Genomic DNA, 18,819 nt, shown 5'->3' on the forward strand with positions numbered 1-18,819 from the left:
GCCATGGCTACCGACCTCGTCCTCGACAGCGAACGCACCGGCCTGATCGGCGCACTGCCCGCGTCGTGGCGTCCCTATGCCTCGCTCATGCGGTTGGACCGCCCGATCGGCACGTGGCTGCTATTCTGGCCCTGCGCGTGGAGCGTGGCGCTGGCAGGCGTCGAGGGGGAGTGGGCGTTGTTCGCCTGGTTCCTGCTCGGCGCCTTCGCCATGCGCTCGGCGGGCTGCGCCTATAACGATATCGTCGACCGCGATCTCGACCGCCAGGTCGAGCGTACGAAGCTGCGCCCGCTGGCTTCGGGACGCGTGTCGCTCAAGCAGGCATGGGCGCTGACCATCGCCCTGTGCCTCGTCGGCCTCATTGTCCTGCTGCAGCTCCCGCTGGCAGCGCAACTGATCGCGCTGGCCAGCCTCGCGCTCGTCGCCGCCTATCCGTTCATGAAGCGCATCACCTGGTGGCCGCAGGCGTGGCTCGGCCTCGTCTTCAGCTGGGGCGCGCTGGTCGGGTGGCCGTCGGTCACCGGATCGCTCGCCGCGCCCGCCGTCACTTTATGGGCGGGCACGATCTTCTGGGTGGTCGGCTACGACACGATCTACGCGATCCAGGACAAGGAAGACGACGCGCTGGTCGGGGTAAAGTCGAGCGCGAGGGCGGTCGGCACACGCGCGCGACCCGCCGTGACCTTGCTCTATCTGGCGGCGTTGGGCCTCTGGGGCTGGGCGCTCTGGCAGGCCAAACCGCATGTGCTGGCCCTGATCGCGCTGGCTCCGGCGGCGCTGCACCTTGCGTGGCAGGCAGCACAAGTCGACCCCGACGACGGCGACGAGGCGCTGCGCCTATTCCGCTCGAACCGCTTCACCGGCCTGCTTGTTTTCGCCGCCTGTCTCGTCGTTGGCTTGTCGGTCGGCAGCTGAGACCCTACCTCGCCTCCATGCAATCACCCGAACAAGCCCGCTCGCTGGTCGAGCAGATCGTCGACGCCGCCACCAGGGCAGGCGCCACTGCCGCCGACGCCGCCTATCTCGGCAGCGCTTCCTCCTCGGTCGAAGTCCGCAACGGCCAGCTCGAGGGGGTCGATCGCTCGGAGGGCGAGAAGCTGGGCTTGCGTGTTTTCATCGGCCAGCGCGTCGCATCCGCATCGGTCAGCGATTTTTCCGACGACAGCCGTACCGCGCTGGTCGAGCGGCTGATCGCAATGGCGAAGGAGGCCACCGAAGACCAATATGCGGGCCTCGCTCCGAAAGAGATGCTGGCGAGCGGCGATGCGCCCGACCTCGACCTGGTCGACGAGCACGAGCCCGAGCCCGAGGCGCTGAAGGAGCGCGCGCTCGCCGCCGAGGCCGCGGCGCTGGCGATCGAGGGTGTCACCAATTCGCAAGGCACGGCCGCAAGCGCGTCGAGCGGCCTGTTCGCGATCGCGACCAGCCATGGCTTTTCGGGCACGTCGCGTTCGACCGGGCATGGTTGCACGGTCAGCGTGGTCGCCGAGCGCGACGGCGCGAAGGAGCGCGACTATCACTGGATGAGCGCGCGCCACCTCGAAGACCTCGACGACCCCGAAGCGATTGGACGAGAAGCGGGTGAACGCACGGTCGCCCGGCTCGGTCCCAAGCCGGTCAAGCCCGGCAAATACCCGATCCTATTCGACTCGCGCGTCGCCACGAGCCTGCTGTCCCATCTCTCGGGCGCGATCTCGGGCGCGTCGGTCGCGCGCCGTTCCAGCTTCCTGATGGACCGGATGGGCGAACAGGTCTTTGCCAAAGGCATCGACATTATCGATGACCCGCTGCGCAGGCGAGGCCTTCGCAGCCATGCCTTTGACGGCGAAGGTTTGCCGGTCAAAAAGATGAAGATGATCGAAGATGGCGTCCTCAGGAGCTGGTACGCCGACAGCGCGGCAGCACGCCAGCTGGGCATCGATCCGACCGGCCACGCAATCCGCGGCCCCGGCGGCGGGCCGGGCGCCGGCCCCAGCAACTATTACATCGCCGCCGGGCAGCGCAGCCCCGAAGAGATGATGGCGGACGTCGGCACAGCCATCCTCGTCACCGACATGATGGGGCAGGGGGTCAATGGCGTCACCGGCGACTATTCGCGCGGCGCGGCCGGTTTCCTCGTCCGGAATGGCGAGATCGTCCATCCGGTCAGCGAGATTACGGTCGCGGGCAACCTGAAGGACATGTTCGCCAGCCTCGAGCCGGCGAACGACCTGGAGTTCAAGCGCGGGGTCGATGCCCCGACCATCCTGATCCCTGAAATGACGGTGGGGTCCGCCTGACCGCGCCTCACGCGCCAGGCGAACCCCACTCGATCATCACGAATTGACGCGCAGCCTAGTGTGCGTGGTCATCTCCGTGATGCTCGCCCTCGGGCTGGTAGCCCGGGACCCAGGTCACGTGGACGACTTCGGTCAAGTTGCCACGCAATTTCTTGAAGACGTTGGGACGGCCCTGTGCATCCCAGCCCACGGGTGTGCCGAAGACGGGATGGTCGCGCCCGCTTGACTGCCGGATCTGGCCGACTTCGCGGAACGTCATGGCATCGGCATGGCCTGCAATGGCGCCCTTGTCGGGCTTGCCGCCGCCCTTGCCGCCGCCTTTGCCGCCGCCGCCGCCGCCGCCGCCTTTGCCGGGTTTACCGCCACCGCCGCCACTTCCTTCAGCAGCGTGCGCAGTATAAATTGCATCCAATTGCTCCCAGTCATGAGCGTCGGGGTCCTCATTGCCGACTGGGTTGCTGGTATATTCCATGCAACTGTCGGTCTCGTCAGTGTTGAAATTCTCATTTTGATGACCAAGCCCGAACACGTGGCCGACTTCCTGACAGGCTACTAGGGCACGGTCGGAAAACGTATCGTAAGACCCCCCGACCCGGAAATAGGTGTCGTTGAGTTTTACATAGCCAGCGGTGATGTGGCCGTCGCGATTGGCATAGATCCCAGCAATGCCGAGCCAGCCATTATTGCCATACGTATCGCTGCAATAGGTCGCCTCGCCCGTGTTGGGGGTACAGCTATTACGATCGAGCGACGGGTCGTACGACGCGCTCAGCGACAGATGGTCTGTCCCTGACGGGGGTGTTTCCCAGTCGGCAATCGATCCAAGAATGAAGTTTGTATTTCCGTCACTGTTATTGGCCAGCCAGACCGACGCCGTGTTGTAACGGAAGTTTATGGTCGGCGAGCCTGCCGCCGACAAGTTCCAGTGATAGTTGCTCCAGCTATGATTGGCGGTCGCCGGCCCCATCGCCGCAGCTGCGACGATCATTGCCGCGCCCGCAAGAAAAGATTTACGCATTTTGTTTCCCCATGCTCCGCGCCCATGCCCCCATGGCACACGCCCGAGTCGGATGGTTTAGGGAAATTTAACGTGAGTCAAGTTGGCTGCGGTCCGTCGGCGATCCCGAGCCTGGGGATTTCGATATTGGGGCAACGATTTACGACCGCTTCAAGGCCCGCTTCCTCGGCCCGCGCGATCGCTTCCGGATCGAAGACGCCCAGCTGGGTCCAGACCGCTTTTGCGCCTGCCGCGATGGCGGCGTCGATGGCTTCGCCGGCGCGATCGGAACGGCGGAAGATGTCGACCAGGTCGATCGGCTCGTCGATGTCGGCCAGGCTCGCGACCACCGTCTCTCCGTTGAGTGTCTCGCCGGCGATGGTCGGATTGACCGGGATGACGCGATAGCCCTGGCGCTGGAGGAATTGCATCACGCCGTTCGAGGCGCGACCGGGCCTGCCCGACGCGCCGACCATCGCGATCGTGCGGGTCTCGCGGAGGAGGCGGGATATGTCTTCGTCGGCGGTCAGCGGCATCGGGGTCTCCTTTGCCTTACCAACCGATCAGCGCGCGATCGTTTCCAGCTGGCTCATCAGCGCATCGGCGAGCGTCGCGAAAGCGTCGCCTGCCGGCCCGTCCTCGCTGGCGGGCGGACGGCCGGCATCGGAGGCCTCGCGCAGGCTCGCCGACAAGGGCAGGCGACCCAGGAATGGCACGCCCAGCTCTTTCGCCGACGCCTGCGCGCCGCCGCTTCCGAACGGGTCGCTTTCCTCGCCGCAATGCGGGCAACGATAGCCGGCCATATTTTCGACCAGGCCCAGCACGGGCACGCCGACTTTTTCGAACAGGTCGATGGCGCGCGTCGCGTCGATCAGCGACAGGTCCTGCGGGGTCGAGATCACCAGCGCCCCGGCGGGCTTGGCCTTCTGGACCAGCGACAATTGCACGTCTCCCGTTCCGGGCGGAAGGTCGACGAGCAGCACTTCGGTGTCGCCCCAATCGCCCTCGACCAGCTGGTTCAAGGCCCCGCTCGCCATCGGTCCGCGCCAGGCGAGTGCAGTGCCCGCTTCGACAAGCTGGCCGACCGACAGGAGCTTCACGCCGCTCGGGCTGGTGACAGGAATGAGCTGTTTGTCGCGCGCCTCGGGCTTGGCGTGCGCGTTCAACAGGGTGGGCTGCGAGGGGCCATAGATGTCGGCATCGATCACGCCGACCTTGACGCCCTTCTTTGCCAGCGCGGCGGCGAGGTTGGCGGTCATGGTCGACTTGCCGACCCCGCCCTTGCCCGATCCGATCGCCACCAGCTTGCGGTGGACCTTGGGGGCGCTGATCGCGATTTCGACCGCCTCGACGCCGTCCAGCACGCGCGCCGCTTCGGTCAGCCGCGCTTCCAACGCGTCGCGCTCGTCACGCGCCAGTCCTTCGCCGTCGAGGATCAGGTGCAGGCGCCCCTCGCGAAGTACCTTGGCGCGGATGCGGGCGGCGTCGGGATGGCTTTCGAGCGGTTGGAGGCTGTCGGTCATGAGGGCGGCCCTAAGGCGTTTTTCGACCGATAGCACTGTTTTTTGCCGAAAGGCTTCCTATACAGAGAGGCATGAGCATTTTTTCCGGTTGGGCCGCACGAGGTTGGGGCCTGTTTAGCGAGAGCAAGGGCCCGTGGGGCTCCAAGCCGCCCAAAAAGGGTGGCAACGGCAGTGGCGGCGACAAGCCCAAAGGACCTTGGAAGACGCCCGAACCCGGGCCTTCGCAGCCGGGTCAGTCCGGCCAGTTCGGCAATGTCTCCTCGCTCGACGATTGGCTCAAGCGTAATCGTTCGCGCTTCGGCGGCGGCGGTGGCGGCGGTCGCGGCCCCGGCGGCTTCGGCCAGCCGAGTGGCTCGCTGATCGTCTGGGGGATCCTCGCCTTCCTGCTGCTCATCATCCTGTTTACCAGCGTCCACCGCGTGCTCCCCAACGAGCGCGGCGTGGTGACCACTTTCGGCAGCTACAGCTCGACCATGAACCCGGGTGTCGGCTTTACGCTTCCCGCGCCGATCCAGAATGTCGAAAAGGTCAATGTGCAGCTGATCCGCGAGATCGCGATCGGGCAGGACCAGCAGCAGACGCTGATGCTGACCGGTGACGAGAATATCATCGACATCGCCTATCAGGTGCGCTGGAAGATCCGCGATCCCGAGAAATATCTGTTCGAACTCGCCAACCCCGAGGACACGGTCCGCCAGGTCGCCGAAAGCGCGATGCGCCAGGTGATGGCGCAGGTGAACCTGCAGGACGCGATCGGCGAGGGCCGCCTCGAAATCCAGGCGCAGGTCCAGCAGGAAATGCAGGAAACGCTCAACAGCTATGACAGCGGGATCGAGATGCGCGGTGTCGAAATCAAGCGCGCCGATCCGCCCGCCGAGGTCAACGAGGCGTTCAAGGAAGTGACCGCCGCGCAGCAGGACGCCCAGTCCTACATCAACCAGGCCCGTGCTTACGCGCTAGAGCTGACCGCGCGCGCGCAGGGTGAGGCCGAAGCCTTCGACAAGGTTTACGAGGAATATCGCCTTGCACCCGAAGTGACCAAGCGGCGCATGTATTACGAGACCATGGAATCGGTGCTGCAGGGCGTCGACAAGACCATCGTCGAGACGCCGGGTGTCACGCCTTATCTTCCGCTCAACGAACTCAATCGCCGCCCCCGCCCGCAGGCGCAAAGCGGTGGAGGCCAATAATGATCAACGCCATCAAAGCGCACCCCATGCGGAGCCTGTTCATCGTCTTCGCGATCCTGGTCATGCTGCTGTCGACCTTTGCGATCGTGCACGAAACCAAGCAGGGCATCGTCGTCCGCTTCGGTAAGCCGGTGCGGATCATCAACCCCTACGAAGACGGCCAGCCCTTCGGGGCCGGCGGCGCAGGCCTGACGGCGCGCATCCCCTTCGCCGAGAATATCGTGTGGATCGACAAGCGTGTGCGCGACCTCGACATGGAGCCGCAGCAGGTGCTCTCGACCGACCAGCTGCGTCTCGAGGTCGATGCCTTCGCGCGCTACCGCATCGTCGATCCGCTGCAGATGTTCGTCGCCGCGCGCACCGAGGAACAGCTCGAAAGCGCGCTGAGCCCGATCCTCGGGTCGCAGCTTCGCAACGAGCTCGGCAAGCGGCCCTTCGCCTCGCTGCTGTCGCCCGAACGCGAGGGTGTGATGGACAATATCCGTCTCGGCCTCGACCGGATCGCGCGTCAGTATGGCGCCGAGATCATCGACGTCCGCATCAAGCGTGCCGACCTTCCCGACGGCGCGCCGCTCTCGGCGGCGTTCGTGCGCATGCGCACCGCGCGTGAACAGGAAGCCCGTTCGATCCGCGCGCAGGGTGAGAAGCAGGCCGCGATCATCCGCGCCGAAGCCGATGCCGAAGCCGCCGCAACCTATGCCGACGCGTTCGGAAAGGACGCCGACTTCTACGATTTCTATCGCGCCATGCAGTCCTATCGCACGACCTTCATCGACAATGGTCGCGAGGGCATGGGACAGACGTCGATCGTGATGAGCCCCAACAATGAATATCTCGAGGAGTTCATTGGTCGCTAATCGAAAAAGTGAAATCGACGAACGGGGGGACGGATCGCAGCGCGTTCAATCCGCGTTCAGCGTTTCGATTTAGCCTTTCGAGAAAGACTGTTAGAGTGAGGATCAAGACATGCTGAGGGAGCACCGACCCGTGCGCTATGCCTATGGAGTTGCCGCCGCCTTGTTTCTGGGTGGCGCCGCCTTTTCGATGACCACCGGCGAAACGCTGGGTGTCGACCAACAGGCACAAAACCAGGTGGTCCCGGTCCCCGGGGCCCCGAGCAGCTTTGCAGATCTGTCGGCGCGCCTCGCCCCGGCGGTCGTCAACATCTCGACCACGCAGCGCGTGCCGGTGCGTCGCCAGATGGATCCGTTCGACCAGTTCTTCCGCCGCTTCGGCGTGCGGCCAGCGCCCGACAGCCAGGAAGAAAATGGCAACGGCCCGACCCGCGAGGCCGGCTCGCTCGGTTCGGGCTTTATCATCTCGCCCGACGGCTACATCGTCACCAACAACCACCTCATCCAGGGGCAGGGCGGCAACGACACGGTCGACGAAGTCATCGTCACCATGACCGATCGCACCGAATATGAAGCGCGCATCATCGGGCGCGATCCGGCATCCGATCTCGCGCTACTGAAGATCGACGGTGCCAACCTGCCTTACGTCAATTGGGGCGACAGCGACCGCGTGCGCGTGGGCGACTGGATCATCGCCATCGGCAACCCCTACGGCCTTGGCGGTACGGTCACTGCAGGCATCGTCTCGGCGCTCCAGCGCGGGATCACCGGCATGGGCGCCTACGACCGCTACATCCAGACGGATGCGAGTATCAACCGCGGCAATTCGGGCGGCCCGATGTTCGACATGGCGGGCAACGTCATCGGCATCAATTCGGCGCTCATCTCGCCCACGGGCGCGAGCGTGGGCATCGGCCTCGCCATCCCGGCGGAAGCCGCCATCCCCGTGATCGAGGCGCTCAAGCGCGGCGAACGTCCGCAGCGCGGTTATCTCGGAGTCGCGCTCCAGGACCTCGACGAAGATATCGCCGAGGGTCTCGGCCTGCCCAAGGATCGCGGCGAACTCGTTCGTACGGTCGTGCCCGGCGAGGCTGCGGCTGCGGCCGGTCTGCGCCAAGGCGACGTCATCCTGACCATCGACGGAATCGACGTCACGCCCGACGCCACCGTCAGCTATCTCATCGCCAATACCGAAGTCGGCTCGACCATTCCGGTCGACATCGTCCGCGACGGTCGCCGCCAGACGGTGATGATCACCGTGGGCGAACGTCCCAGCGAGGAAGAACTCAACCGCCAGATGGCGACCGAAGAGGAGTTCGATCCGGACGAAGAGCCCGAAATGGACAATCTGGACACCCAGCTCGGCATGATGCTGCAGCCGATCGATCCGTCGGTCCGCCGCGCGCTTCGTCTCGACAGCGACGTCACCGGCGTCGTTGTTGCTGGTGTCGATCCGAATAGCGCGGCAGCCGAAAAGGGCCTGCGCCGCGGGGACGTGATCCTGTCGGTCAACCGCCGCCGCGTCACCAGCGTCGCCGATGTGGCCGAGGCGATTGCCGCTGCGCGCAGTGCGGGTCGCTCCAGCGTCCTGATGCTCGTCAAGCGTGGCAACGCGCCTGAAGCCTTCGTCGGGATCGAACTGGACCGCTAGCCTTCAAGGGGCTTGTCTAGCCCGCGCCGCTCCCCCAAGCTGATCGCTTGAAACAAGGGGAGCGGCGTGAGCGACACGATTTTCATCGGTGCAGTATCGGATAGCGAGGGCCAGACGCATGTCGGCCTGCGCCTCGACAAGTCCAATCGACACGGGCTGATCGCGGGGGCGACCGGCACGGGCAAGACGATCACGCTACAGGGCCTCGTCGAAGGCTTTTCCGCCGAAGGGGTTCCGACCTTCGTTGCCGACGTTAAGGGCGATCTTGCGGGTCTCGCCATGGCGGGTTCGCCCACGCACAAGCTGCACGAACCCTTTACCAAGCGCGCGACCAAGATCGCCCACCCGGACTATGCCTACCAAGATTTCCCGGTGCAGTTCTGGGACCTGTTTGGGGAGAAGGGGCATCCGGTCCGCACCACGGTCAGCGAGATGGGGCCACTGCTCTTGGCGCGCCTGCTCGACCTTACCGATACGCAGGAAGGCGTGCTCACCATCGCCTTCCACCTCGCCGACAATGAAGGGCTCGCGCTGCTCGATCTCGACGATTTGCAGGCGATGCTAGGCCATGTCGGCGAGCGCCGCAAGGAGCTGACGCTCGATTATGGCAACGTCTCGACCGCCTCGATCGGCGCGATTCAGCGCAAGCTGCTGCAACTTCGAAGCCAGGGCGGCGACCTCTTCTTCGGCGAGCCCGCGCTCAACCTCCACGACTTTATCGCACGCGACAGCGAGGGTCGCGGCCTCGTCAACATCCTCGACGCGCAAAAGCTGATGCAGAGCCACAGGCTCTACGCCACCTTCCTGCTCTGGCTACTGTCCGAACTGTTCGAAACGCTTCCCGAGGTCGGCAATCCCGACAAGCCCAAGCTGGTTTTCTTCTTCGACGAGGCGCACCTCTTGTTCGAAGACGCGCCCAAGGCACTGCTCGAGAAGGTCGAGCAGGTCGTGCGCCTCATCCGCTCCAAGGGCGTCGGGGTGTTTTTCGTGACGCAGAACCCGATCGACATTCCCGACGATGTCGCCGGCCAGCTGGGCAATCGCGTGCAGCACGCCCTGCGCTCGTTCACTGCCCGCGACGAACGCGCGGTCCGTGCCGCGGCGGAGACGTTCCGTACCAACCCCGACCTCGACGTCGCAGAGGTCATCACCGAGCTGAAGGTGGGCGAGGCGCTGGTTTCGGTGCTCGACGAGGATGGCGCCCCGACCGTGGTCGAGCGGGTGCTGGTCAAGCCGCCGCGCAGCCGCGCGGGCGTGCTGTCCGATGCCGAACGCGCTGCGGTGATCGCCAGCGATCCGGTCGGAAGCCGCTACGACCAGCTGGTCGACCGCGAAAGCGCCGAGGAATTGCTGGGTGCGCGCGCCGAGCAGGCCGCGAAACGCGCCGCGCGCGAGGCCGAGGAAGAGGAAGCCGAAAAGCGTCGCCGCGACGAAGAGAAACGGAGCCGCTCGCGCTCTTCGGGCCGTCGCCGCAGCACGCGCATGACGCCGACCGAGCGGGTGGTGAACAGCGCAACGCGCACCATCACCGGCAAGATTGGTCGCGAGATCGGGAACATGATCATGCGCGGCATTTTGGGGGGCATGCGTGGACGTCGATAACTGCCCCATCCGCGCGATCGAGGAAGAGTGGCGCCAGGCGCTGCTCGCCAAGGACGAGCCGACGCTGCGCCGCATCCTCCACCCGCGTTTCCAGCTGGTCGGGGTTCGCCCCTCGGGTTTCATGTCGGTCGATGTCGAGGGCTGGATCGCAGCGCTCAAGGATATGGACATCGCCAATATCGAGATTGATGTGACCGACTGCGCCGCGCTCGGCGACGTCATGGTCGCGACGGTAAAGGCGTGCTGGAAGGTGCGCTATCTCGGTCAGGAGATCGAGGAGAAGGTGCTGCTTACCGACGTCTGGCTGGAAACCGATGTCGGGTGGCAGATCGTCCGCCGCCACTCGAGCGCGATCCCCGCGGGCGCTGCGGACTAGTTAGCCGCGGCCGCGATAGGGCGCGACGCCCTGGTCGGGCAGCCACAGTCCCTTGGGCGGTTCGCCCGACTGCCAGAAGACATCAATCGGAATGCCGCCGCGCGGATACCAATAGCCGCCGATGCGCAGCCATTTGGGCTTCATCTCGTCGAACAGCCGCTTGCCGATCCCGACCGTGCAGTCCTCGTGAAAGGCCTGGTGATTGCGGAACGAGCCGAGGAAGAGCTTGAGGCTCTTGCTCTCGACGATCGTCTCGTCCGGCGCATAGTCGATCACGAGATGCGCGAAGTCGGGCTGGCCGGTCACCGGGCAGAGCGAGGTGAATTCGGGGGTGACGAAGCGTGTCAGGTACAATTCGCCCTTGCGCGGGTTCGGCACGTAATCGAGTTCGGCCTCTTCCGGAGAGGCGGGCAGGGCGCTGGTCTGCCCCAGATGTTTCGGCGTCATGCTCATGGCGCGAAGCCTCTAGCAGCGTAATCGGCTCTGCACTATCCCTTGTGCCAAAGGAGGCGCGCATGGACGATCTGGTGACCACCAAGTGGCTGGCCGAGCATCTGGGCGAGAAAGACCTCAAGGTCGTCGACGCCAGCTTCCACCTTCCGGGAGCCAATCGCAATGCGCGCGAAGAATATGAAGCGGCGCATATCCCGGGCGCGGTCTTCCTCGACATAAGCGAGGTTGCCGACAAGGATCATCCAGCGCCGCACATGCTGCCGCCTGCTGCCGAGTTCGGGAAAGCGATGGGCGCGCTCGGCATCAACCGCGACGACCGCATCGTCGTCTATGACAATAGCGACCTGCGCACCGCCGCGCGCGGCTGGTTCATGTTCCGCCATTTCGGCGCTGATCGCGTCGCCATTCTCGATGGCGGGATGCAGAAATGGCAGCGCGAGAAGCGGCCTGTCGAAAGCGATGTTCCTTCGCCTGTTCCGGGGCGGTTTGAGGCAAAGGAGGCGGCGCACAAGGTCGTCGACAAGGCCGCGATCCTGTCAGGCAACTCGCCACGCATCGTCGACGCGCGTGGCCCCGACCGCTTCAGGGGAACGGCGCCAGAGCCGCGCGAGGGGATGGCCTCGGGCCATATACCGGGCGCCCGCAACCTGCCCATGTCCTCGCTCTACGACGAGCAGGGGTGCCTGAAGTCGAATGCCCAGATCGAGCGGCTATTCGAAGAAGCGGGGATCGACCCCACGGCGCCGTTTGCCGCGAGCTGCGGGTCGGGCGTGACGGCGTGCAACATCCTGTTCGCCGCGCGTCGCCTCGGGGGGCGCGAAGGGCGGCTCTACGATGGCAGCTGGTCGGAATGGGGCGCCGATCCGGACACCCCGAAAGAAAAAGGCTAAAGGCTGGTCAGGCCGGCTAGGCCAAGCGCCGCAGCCGCAGCCACTTCGTCCGCGCGCCCTTCGAGGACCGCCTTATCCTGGTCGCTCGCGACTTCCCACGCCGTCGTCAGGTCATGTTCGGGCAGCGCGTTGGTGGCGCGGGTTGCCTCGATCATCCGTGCGACCGCGTTCAGGCGCGCGACGGCGTCGGCATAGGGTGCCGGGGTGGGTGTTGCAGTCTTTGTCGAGTCGGGCAGCAGGTTGATCATGGCCTCACCCTAGGGAGGACATGGTAAACGAGCCGTTAAAAAGCGTGACTTACGCCTTGGCGCTGTCGACGTCGCGCAGGATCCAGCCGCGCTGCGGGATCGTCTCGATAAATTCCGCCCCGTTCGACGCGCTGCGCAGCTTCTTGCGCAGTTTCGAGATGAACACGTCGATGATCTTGGGCTGCGGCTGGTCGTCCGCGCGGCGATAGAGATGCTTCAGCAGCATGTTGCGCGTGACGACATTATTGCGCGCATAAGCGAGCAGTTCGAGGACGCGATACTCCATCTCGGTAATCCCGATCGGATGACCGTCGATGCGGATCAGGCGCTGCACCGGATCGACCGCCATACGGCCGTCGCACAGCGTTTCGGGCATTTCCTGTCCCGACGCCTTGAGGCTGGAGAGCATCTGCGAGGCGGCTTCGTCGCTGTCTTCCGCGCTGACGCGCTGCGGCGCGCCGAGTACCGCCTGCTGGATGTCGGCGATCGCATTCTGCGCCTCGTTGACGAGGCCGAGCCCGTCCTCGAGCCGCTTGCGCGCCTTTTCGAGCTGGCTTTCAATGTCGACCAGTTTTCCCGAGATCGGATCGGCCATGGCGGGACCCCCTTCCGCTGATTGCTGAAATTATTGCGGCGTATCCGCGCTCGCGTCCTGGCCGTCCAACTCCGGCGAAGACAGGATGGTTTGCGTTTCCGCGCCCTTGTCGATCACGCGCGTCTGCGGGTCACCGGCGTTCGAACGGGTGCCGACGGGCACACGGCCCTGGCTTGCGGCGCCCAGCACGGCGGCTTCGCCCGACGAGCGCGGTGCGGGTCCGCCGAACAACGCTTCGATCGCCTGCGCCTGCGTTTCGCCCACCGACTGGCTGATCGTGCCCGCACGCGGCGGTTCCAGCGTGTAGTCGGGCGGCAGGATCAGCGGCGCATTACGCGCGACCGCATATTCGTCGAGGGCACCTTGCTTGCCCCCACAGGCCGCGAGGCCAAGGCAAAGAGTGGCCAGAATCAGGGGCTTATGCATTCTTTTTCTCCTCGGGCGGCTTTACGAAGAAAGCGCGCAGCAACAATATTACGATCCCGATGCTAATCGCGGCGTCGGCGATGTTAAAGACCAAAAAGGGACGAAAGTCACCGAAGTGCAGGTCGGCATAGTCGACGACGTAGCCGAACCGTGCCCGATCCACGATGTTTCCCAGCGCCCCGCCGAGCACCAGCGACAGCGCGGCCTGGTCGCCCCACTGCTTCTCTCGCGTGATCCAGATGGCGACCCCGGTGGCGATGATCGCGGTGATCCCGGTCAAAAGCCAGCGCGCAGCCTCGGACCCCGCAGTGAATAGGCCGAAACTGATCCCGCGATTTTCGACCCAGGTGAAGTTGAAGAAGGGCAGCACCTCGACCTGGCGGATCGCCTCGAGGTTCATCGGCCCGATCACCCACCATTTGACCAGCTGGTCGAGGATGAAGATGGCAATCGCGATGACGAACGCACGGCGCGTGTTGCGGGAAAGGGTCAATTCAATACCTCGTCGCAGCGATCGCAAAGATCGCCGTCTTCCTCAACCTCGGGCAAGTGACGCCAGCAGCGCCCGCACTTGGCGTGCTCTGTCGGCGTGATCGTCACGCTATCGGCGTTCGCGACTGGACCGGAAATGAACAGCTCGGCGAGGAAGTCGCTATCCTCATCCGACGGCACGCCGACCTCGGCCTGCAGCGACGAGCGGATGACCTTGTCCTTGCGGTAGGGTTCGATCGCCTCGGTCACACTTTCACGCAGCGCGATCAGTTCGCCCCAGCGCTTGGCCAGCGCCTCGTCCTTCCAGCCTGCGTCCACCTCGGGCCATTCGAGCAAATGGACGCTGCCGCCGTCGGGATAGCGCGTGCCCCACACTTCCTCGGCGGTGAACACCAGCACAGGCGCGGCCCAGCGCACCATCGCGTGGAACAGGATGTCCAGCACGGTGCGATAGCTACGGCGTTTCACCCCTTGGGTGTCGTCGCAATAGAGGCAGTCCTTGCGGATATCGAAGAAGAAGGCGGACAGCTCTTCATTCGCAAAATCAGCCAGGGTGCGGGTGTAGAGGTTGAAGTCGAAATCCTCGACTGCCTGCCGCAGCACGCCATCGATCTCGGCCAGCCGGTGGAGCATGTAGCGCTCCAGCTCGGGCATGTCGGCGGGGTCGACTTTCTCGTCGTCCGAGAAATCGGCCAGCGCGCCGATCATATAGCGGAACGAGTTGCGCAGCTTGCGATACTGGTCGCCCACGCCGCGCAAAATCTCGTCGCCGATGCGATGGTCCTCGGTATAGTCGACCGACAGCGCCCACAGGCGGATGATGTCGGCCCCGAACTGCTCCATCACCTTCAGCGGGTCGATGGTATTGCCGAGGCTTTTCGACATCTTCTTGCCCGCGCTGTCCATCGTGAAGCCGTGGGTCAGCACCGCCTTGTACGGTGCGCGCCCGCGCGTCCCGCAGCTTTCGAGCAGGCTCGACTGGAACCAGCCGCGATGCTGGTCGGAGCCTTCGAGATAGAGGTCGGCCGGGCTCCGCAACTCGGGCCACTCGTCGCTTTCCAGCACGAAGGCATGGGTCGAGCCTGAATCGAACCAGACGTCGAGAATGTCGCCGACCATCTCGTAATCGTCGGCATTCCGGTCGGGACCGAGATACTCGGCCATCCGCTCTTCGCTCCACGCGTCGATGCCCATCTCGCGGATCGCGTCGGTGATGCGCTTGTTGACGTCCGTGTCGACCAGCAATTCACCGCTCTCGCGATGCACGAACAAAGCGATCGGCACGCCCCAGGCGCGCTGTCGGCTGATCAGCCAGTCGGGACGCCCTTCCACCATCGAGGCGAGGCGGTTGCGCCCCTTGTCAGGCACGAAGCGCGTCTTGTCGATGGCGTCCATCGCCGTTTCACGCAGCGTCGGATAATCGTCGATCTTCCCGCCATCGTTGGCGGGGCCGCCCTCATTCTCCCAGCGAATCTCGGCGCGGGTCTTGGGGTCGAGATGGTGAAGCGGCTCGTCGATGGCGATGAACCATTGCGGCGTGCAGCGATAGATGACCTTGGCCTTCGAGCGCCACGAATGCGGGTAGCTATGATGGTAGTCCGCGCTCGCCGAGAGCAGCGCACCGGCCTCCCTGAGGTCCGAACAGATCGGGCCTTCGGGCGCATTGAACGGCTTGTTGATGACGCTACGGCGGCGCTCGTCATGCGCGCCGAGCCAAAGCCAGTCGTCGCGATAGCGCCCGTCGCGCTCGACCGCGAACTTGGGGCCGATGCCGTGCTGGCGGCACAATTCGAAATCGTCCTCGCCATGGTCGGGCGCCATGTGGACCAGTCCGGTGCCGCTGTCGGTCGTGACGAACTCGCCCGGCAGGAACGGCCGCGGCTCGGCATAGAAGCCGCCAAGATGATGCATCGGGTGGCGGGCAACGGTGCCAGCGAGGTCTGAGCCGCCGTATGGTTCGATAGCTACAAGCTCCAACCCGTCATCATCGTAACTGTCCTGCAGGCGATGCTTAACAGCCATGATCAGGGACTCTGCAACCAGCAGACGCTTGCCGTTGAGATGGCTCTCCTTCGCATCTTCGACTTCGACCAGGGCATATACGACCTGAGGCCCATAGGCCAAAGCCTGGTTCACCGGGATCGTCCACGGCGTCGTGGTCCAGATCACCGCATGTGCGCCAACCAGTTCCTCGATCGGGCTCTCGACGATCTCGAACGCCACGTCGATCTGGGTCGACTGGATGTCCTCATATTCGACCTCGGCCTCGGCGAGCGCGGTTTCCTCGACCGGCGACCACATCACCGGCTTGGCGCCGCGATAGAGCTGGCCGGTCTCGGCGAACTTGAACAGTTCGGCGACGATGTCGGCCTCGGCCTTCGCGCGCATGGTGAGGTAGGGCTTGTCCCAGCGCCCCTGGATGCCCAGCCGCTTCAGCTGCTCGCGCTGAACGTCGACCCATTTCTGCGCATAGGCGCGGCACTCGGCGCGAAATTCGGTCGCCGGCACCTCGTTCTTGTTGCGCTTCTTCTTGCGATAAAGCTCCTCGACCTTCCACTCGATCGGCAGCCCGTGACAATCCCAACCGGGCACATAAGGCGCGTCCTTGCCGAGCAGCGTCTGGCTCCGGCACACCATGTCCTTGAGCACATGGTTCAGCGCATGGCCGATATGGATGTCGCCATTGGCGTAAGGCGGGCCGTCATGGAGAATGAACTTCTCGCGCCCCGCGCGCTCTTCGCGCAATTGTTCGTACAGCCCCTCGGACTGCCAGCGTTCGAGAATCCCCGGCTCCTTCTGCGGAAGGCCGGCTTTCATCGGGAAGTCGGTCTTGGGAAGGAAGACCGTGTCTTTATAATTGGGTTTGTCGGACATCGCCTGCGGCGATTAGTGACACTTGCCGCAACGCACAACCGTTAAGAGGCGCGGCGGCGTATCGGACCTCGCCACAACCACGCGGTCAGCAGCAGCCCGAGCAGGCTGAGCGCCAGCCCGATCTTCTCTTCGTCGAGCATCCGCAATTCGGGTTCGCCGTCGAGAAACACCCCGTCCTCACTGGGCCCGAGCGAGGGGAAGTAGAAGACACCGTCCTGTTCGAGCGCCCAGCGCCGGGGCAACTGCCCCTCCGGTACCGGCGCGGCGGCGGGCAGATATTCGTTGGCATCCTGATGCGGCTGGGTGAAGTCGGACAAAGGCAGCGGCTTGCGTTCGAGCAGCAGCGTGCTGGTCGCGCTCGCCACCAGCAAGGGCGCCGCCGACGCCCAGGCCCAGAGCGGCGCGCGCGCATGGGCGAAGGCGGTTGCCAGCGCGAACCCAGCGATCGGCAAGGCGCGCCACGGAAACTGCACCTTCTCGATCAGCGGCAGCGACCAGATGCCATAGCCGACCGTCACCAGCGCCAGTATCGCGATCGCGGCGATCGCCCAGCGAGGCTGCTGGCGCGCGACGAGCAATGCGCTCAATCCCATGAAGCCCATGACGGCATAGATGATGGTCGAGAAGGGCGCATAGCCGACCATCGATCCGCCGATCAGCCATTCGGTGGCGGTGAAGTGCGCGTTGGTGAAGAGCGCGCCGACCAGGATATGCTTCTGCAGCAAGAGTGCAGGCACGACATAGATGCCGGCCAGCAGCAATCCGGCGGCAAGCCCCAACGCGGTGGGCAGGAGGCGGTCGCGATCCTTTGCGATCATCATTAGCCCGTAGGGTGCGACGAAGAAGATCGAGACGAGCAGCGCGAGCGGCAGATGCGACAGGATCAGCCCCGCATACGATATTGCCAGCAGGACCGGCCTACGGTCGCGCAGCGCCAGCGCGAGGAGCGGGATGAAGACGATTGCGACAAACTCGCCGATCGCCGCGCGCAGATAGAAGTCGATCACCGTATAAGGAAGCAGCATGAAGAGAAGGCTGCCGAGCAGTGGGCGCCTGCTCCCGCGCAGCCAGAGCAGCATCGCCGAGCCCATGGCGACGCTGCCGGTGCCGAAGGTCGCTACCACCGACCAATAGTTGGATAGGCCGAGCGCGTTTGGGATCGCGGCGACGTAGAAGGGCAAGGGCGCGTAGAAATAGAAGGTCGGCGCGCCGCCGCCGCCATGGCTGTCGGGCAGCCAGCGCGGATAGAGATGACCCGCGCGAAGCTGGTCGGTGAACTGGTCGACCCAGTTGACGTTGTTCCACCAGCTTTGCTGCGACTGAAGCGGCAGGAAAAAGAGTGGCGCCACGAAGGCGCAGGCGACGAGGACGAGGATCAGGAAGTTGCGCGGCGTCAGGACGGGCGCCTGGGTCACGCGCTACGGCCTTTGTCGAGCCAATGTTTGGCCTCGGCCGCGTCGCTATCCATCTGCCGCTTGAGCGCTTCGAGATCGTGGAAGTTCGCTTCGGGGCGGAGGTAGTGCATCAGCGCGATCTCGATCTCCTGTCCATAAAGATCGCCTTCGAAGTCGAATAGGTTGGCCTCGAGCAATTCCTTGGGCGGGTCGAACATCGGGCGGGTGCCGAGGTTGGCGACACCGTCATGCTCGCTGCCATCGGGCAGGCGCACGCGCACCGCGTAGATGCCGTAGGCGGGGCGGAGATAACTGCCGAGCTCGACATTGGCGGTCGGCCAGCCCAGTTCGCGCCCGCGTTTGTCGCCATGGACGACCTCGCCGCGGATCGCGAAGGGGCGGGTGAGGAGGCGCGTCGCGCTTTGCGGATCGCCCGCCTGAAGCGCCTCGCGGATGCGGCTCGAGGAGACGGGCGTGTCGCCCAGCATGACCGGGGCGACGGCCTCGGCCTCGATCCCGAGCGGCTTGCCCCATTCGCGCAGCTTGTCGGCGTCCCCCCCGCGCTTGGCGCCGAACGTGAAGTCTTCGCCCGTGACGACGCCCGTCGCGCCGATCTGTTCGCCGAGCAATTTTGCAACGAAATCCTCGGCGCTGGTCTGCGCCAGCGTGTCGTCGAACTCGAACACCAGCATCGCGTCCGCGCCGGCATGAGCGAACATCTCCTGCCGCTGGTCGAGCGTGGTCAATCGAAAGGGCGGGGCGTCCGGGCGGAAATGGCGCACCGGATGCGGGTCGAACGTCGCGACAATCGCAGGCCGGCCCTCATGCGCGGCGCGCGCGACGGCACGCCCGACCACCGCCTGGTGGCCCAGATGGAACCCGTCGAAATTTCCCAACGCGACGACCGCACCGCGCAGGGATTCCGGAATGTTGGCAAGGGTCAGCCGCTCCATGGGAACGGGCTAGTGGGGCAGG

At 64.9% G+C, this 18,819-nt stretch carries 19 protein-coding genes; 8 read left to right on the forward strand and 11 right to left on the reverse strand.

The features are described 5' to 3' along the window. Positions 1-3: 3 nt before the first annotated feature. Both ubiA and KTQ36_RS03390 read left to right on the forward strand, forming a co-directional pair. A complete protein-coding gene (ubiA, locus tag KTQ36_RS03385; protein WP_425600725.1) occupies positions 4-915 on the forward strand; it encodes a 4-hydroxybenzoate octaprenyltransferase in 912 nt (303 codons plus the stop codon). Between the two features lie 17 nt (positions 916-932). Beyond that, positions 933-2,279: a TldD/PmbA family protein gene (locus tag KTQ36_RS03390; protein ID WP_218632340.1), complete on the forward strand. Its 1,347-nt coding sequence runs from the start codon at positions 933-935 to the stop codon at positions 2,277-2,279. Between the two features lie 55 nt (positions 2,280-2,334). On the opposite strand, the gene KTQ36_RS03395 is transcribed toward KTQ36_RS03390, so the two are convergent. From KTQ36_RS03395 to KTQ36_RS03405, 3 genes are all read right to left on the reverse strand, one after another. Further along, the gene (locus KTQ36_RS03395; RefSeq protein WP_218632341.1) at positions 2,335-3,297 is read right to left on the reverse strand and encodes a hypothetical protein; all 963 of its coding nucleotides are present in this window, start codon (positions 3,295-3,297) and stop codon (positions 2,335-2,337) included. Positions 3,298-3,374: 77 nt separating this feature from the next. After that, positions 3,375-3,812 carry a CoA-binding protein gene (locus KTQ36_RS03400; protein WP_218632342.1) on the reverse strand — a complete coding sequence of 146 codons (438 nt, stop codon included), beginning with the start codon at positions 3,810-3,812 and terminating at the stop codon, positions 3,375-3,377. A 27-nt stretch (positions 3,813-3,839) separates the two neighbouring features. Continuing rightward, positions 3,840-4,799: an Mrp/NBP35 family ATP-binding protein gene (locus KTQ36_RS03405; RefSeq protein WP_218632343.1), complete on the reverse strand. Its 960-nt coding sequence runs from the start codon at positions 4,797-4,799 to the stop codon at positions 3,840-3,842. A gap of 71 nt (positions 4,800-4,870) precedes the next feature. Here KTQ36_RS03405 and hflK point away from each other — a divergent pair, with 71 nt between their 5' ends. The 5 genes from hflK to KTQ36_RS03430 all read left to right on the forward strand — a co-directional run bounded on the left by hflK (position 4,871) and on the right by KTQ36_RS03430 (position 10,472). Beyond that, complete coding sequence (gene hflK, locus KTQ36_RS03410; protein WP_218632344.1) at positions 4,871-5,989, forward strand: FtsH protease activity modulator HflK; 1,119 nt, start codon at positions 4,871-4,873, stop codon at positions 5,987-5,989. Positions 5,990-5,991: 2 nt separating this feature from the next. After that, positions 5,992-6,846, forward strand: coding sequence for a protease modulator HflC (gene hflC / locus KTQ36_RS03415; RefSeq protein ID WP_425600736.1), 855 nt, complete (start codon positions 5,992-5,994; stop codon positions 6,844-6,846). 109 nt (positions 6,847-6,955) lie between these two features. Continuing rightward, positions 6,956-8,494: a Do family serine endopeptidase gene (locus KTQ36_RS03420; RefSeq protein ID WP_255554188.1), complete on the forward strand. Its 1,539-nt coding sequence runs from the start codon at positions 6,956-6,958 to the stop codon at positions 8,492-8,494. Between the two features lie 66 nt (positions 8,495-8,560). Next, on the forward strand, positions 8,561-10,096 hold the full coding sequence (locus tag KTQ36_RS03425) for a helicase HerA-like domain-containing protein (RefSeq protein ID WP_218632345.1): 1,536 nt from the start codon (positions 8,561-8,563) through the stop codon (positions 10,094-10,096). Beyond that, positions 10,083-10,472, forward strand: coding sequence for a nuclear transport factor 2 family protein (locus tag KTQ36_RS03430; RefSeq protein WP_218632346.1), 390 nt, complete (start codon positions 10,083-10,085; stop codon positions 10,470-10,472). Before KTQ36_RS03425 ends, KTQ36_RS03430 begins: the two co-directional genes overlap by 14 nt. Here KTQ36_RS03430 and queF read toward each other — a convergent pair whose 3' ends face one another. Next, on the reverse strand, positions 10,473-10,919 hold the full coding sequence (queF, locus tag KTQ36_RS03435; protein WP_218633805.1) for a preQ(1) synthase: 447 nt from the start codon (positions 10,917-10,919) through the stop codon (positions 10,473-10,475). It abuts the gene before it with no gap. A gap of 68 nt (positions 10,920-10,987) precedes the next feature. Here queF and sseA point away from each other — a divergent pair, with 68 nt between their 5' ends. Further along, positions 10,988-11,815: a 3-mercaptopyruvate sulfurtransferase gene (gene sseA / locus KTQ36_RS03440; RefSeq protein WP_218632347.1), complete on the forward strand. Its 828-nt coding sequence runs from the start codon at positions 10,988-10,990 to the stop codon at positions 11,813-11,815. Here sseA and KTQ36_RS03445 read toward each other — a convergent pair. The 7 genes from KTQ36_RS03445 to KTQ36_RS03475 are packed head-to-tail and all read right to left on the reverse strand — an operon-like array spanning position 11,812 to position 18,797. Next, positions 11,812-12,063 carry a hypothetical protein gene (locus tag KTQ36_RS03445; RefSeq protein ID WP_218632348.1) on the reverse strand — a complete coding sequence of 84 codons (252 nt, stop codon included), beginning with the start codon at positions 12,061-12,063 and terminating at the stop codon, positions 11,812-11,814. The genes sseA and KTQ36_RS03445 overlap by 4 nt on opposite strands. Positions 12,064-12,112: 49 nt before the next feature. Then, the gene (locus tag KTQ36_RS03450; RefSeq protein WP_218632349.1) at positions 12,113-12,658 is read right to left on the reverse strand and encodes a winged helix-turn-helix domain-containing protein; all 546 of its coding nucleotides are present in this window, start codon (positions 12,656-12,658) and stop codon (positions 12,113-12,115) included. 30 nt (positions 12,659-12,688) lie between these two features. After that, positions 12,689-13,084: a DUF3035 domain-containing protein gene (locus KTQ36_RS03455; protein WP_218632350.1), complete on the reverse strand. Its 396-nt coding sequence runs from the start codon at positions 13,082-13,084 to the stop codon at positions 12,689-12,691. Next, on the reverse strand, positions 13,077-13,577 hold the full coding sequence (gene lspA, locus KTQ36_RS03460) for a signal peptidase II (protein WP_218632351.1): 501 nt from the start codon (positions 13,575-13,577) through the stop codon (positions 13,077-13,079). The genes KTQ36_RS03455 and lspA overlap by 8 nt, the downstream gene beginning before the upstream one ends. Beyond that, positions 13,574-16,450 (reverse strand): isoleucine--tRNA ligase, encoded by a 2,877-nt coding sequence (ileS, locus tag KTQ36_RS03465; protein WP_218632352.1) that lies wholly within the window; start codon positions 16,448-16,450, stop codon positions 13,574-13,576. Before ileS ends, lspA begins: the two co-directional genes overlap by 4 nt. A 41-nt stretch (positions 16,451-16,491) precedes the next feature. Then, positions 16,492-17,865 (reverse strand): hypothetical protein, encoded by a 1,374-nt coding sequence (locus KTQ36_RS03470; protein ID WP_218632353.1) that lies wholly within the window; start codon positions 17,863-17,865, stop codon positions 16,492-16,494. Further along, positions 17,862-18,797 carry a bifunctional riboflavin kinase/FAD synthetase gene (locus KTQ36_RS03475; protein WP_218632354.1) on the reverse strand — a complete coding sequence of 312 codons (936 nt, stop codon included), beginning with the start codon at positions 18,795-18,797 and terminating at the stop codon, positions 17,862-17,864. Before KTQ36_RS03475 ends, KTQ36_RS03470 begins: the two co-directional genes overlap by 4 nt. Positions 18,798-18,819: the final 22 nt, after the last annotated feature.

It is taken from the genome of Sphingomicrobium clamense, from assembly GCF_019264355.1.
GTDB lineage: Bacteria > Pseudomonadota > Alphaproteobacteria > Sphingomonadales > Sphingomonadaceae > Sphingomicrobium > Sphingomicrobium clamense.

Excerpts from the sequence above, each read along its gene's own strand:
- ubiA (WP_425600725.1), top strand. The coding sequence starts at position 4 with ATGGCTACCGACCTCGTCCTCGACAGCGAACGCACCGGCCTGATCGGC.
- sseA (WP_218632347.1), top strand. The coding sequence starts at position 10,988 with ATGGACGATCTGGTGACCACCAAGTGGCTGGCCGAGCATCTGGGCGAG.
- KTQ36_RS03420 (WP_255554188.1), top strand. The coding sequence starts at position 6,956 with ATGCTGAGGGAGCACCGACCCGTGCGCTATGCCTATGGAGTTGCCGCC.
- KTQ36_RS03400 (WP_218632342.1), bottom strand. The coding sequence starts at position 3,812 with ATGCCGCTGACCGCCGACGAAGACATATCCCGCCTCCTCCGCGAGACC.
- KTQ36_RS03390 (WP_218632340.1), top strand. The coding sequence starts at position 933 with ATGCAATCACCCGAACAAGCCCGCTCGCTGGTCGAGCAGATCGTCGAC.
- KTQ36_RS03475 (WP_218632354.1), bottom strand. The coding sequence starts at position 18,797 with ATGGAGCGGCTGACCCTTGCCAACATTCCGGAATCCCTGCGCGGTGCG.
- queF (WP_218633805.1), bottom strand. The coding sequence starts at position 10,919 with ATGACGCCGAAACATCTGGGGCAGACCAGCGCCCTGCCCGCCTCTCCG.
- KTQ36_RS03395 (WP_218632341.1), bottom strand. The coding sequence starts at position 3,297 with ATGCGTAAATCTTTTCTTGCGGGCGCGGCAATGATCGTCGCAGCTGCG.
- KTQ36_RS03455 (WP_218632350.1), bottom strand. The coding sequence starts at position 13,084 with ATGCATAAGCCCCTGATTCTGGCCACTCTTTGCCTTGGCCTCGCGGCC.
- KTQ36_RS03450 (WP_218632349.1), bottom strand. The coding sequence starts at position 12,658 with ATGGCCGATCCGATCTCGGGAAAACTGGTCGACATTGAAAGCCAGCTC.
- ileS (WP_218632352.1), bottom strand. The coding sequence starts at position 16,450 with ATGTCCGACAAACCCAATTATAAAGACACGGTCTTCCTTCCCAAGACC.
- KTQ36_RS03445 (WP_218632348.1), bottom strand. The coding sequence starts at position 12,063 with ATGATCAACCTGCTGCCCGACTCGACAAAGACTGCAACACCCACCCCG.
- hflK (WP_218632344.1), top strand. The coding sequence starts at position 4,871 with ATGAGCATTTTTTCCGGTTGGGCCGCACGAGGTTGGGGCCTGTTTAGC.
- KTQ36_RS03405 (WP_218632343.1), bottom strand. The coding sequence starts at position 4,799 with ATGACCGACAGCCTCCAACCGCTCGAAAGCCATCCCGACGCCGCCCGC.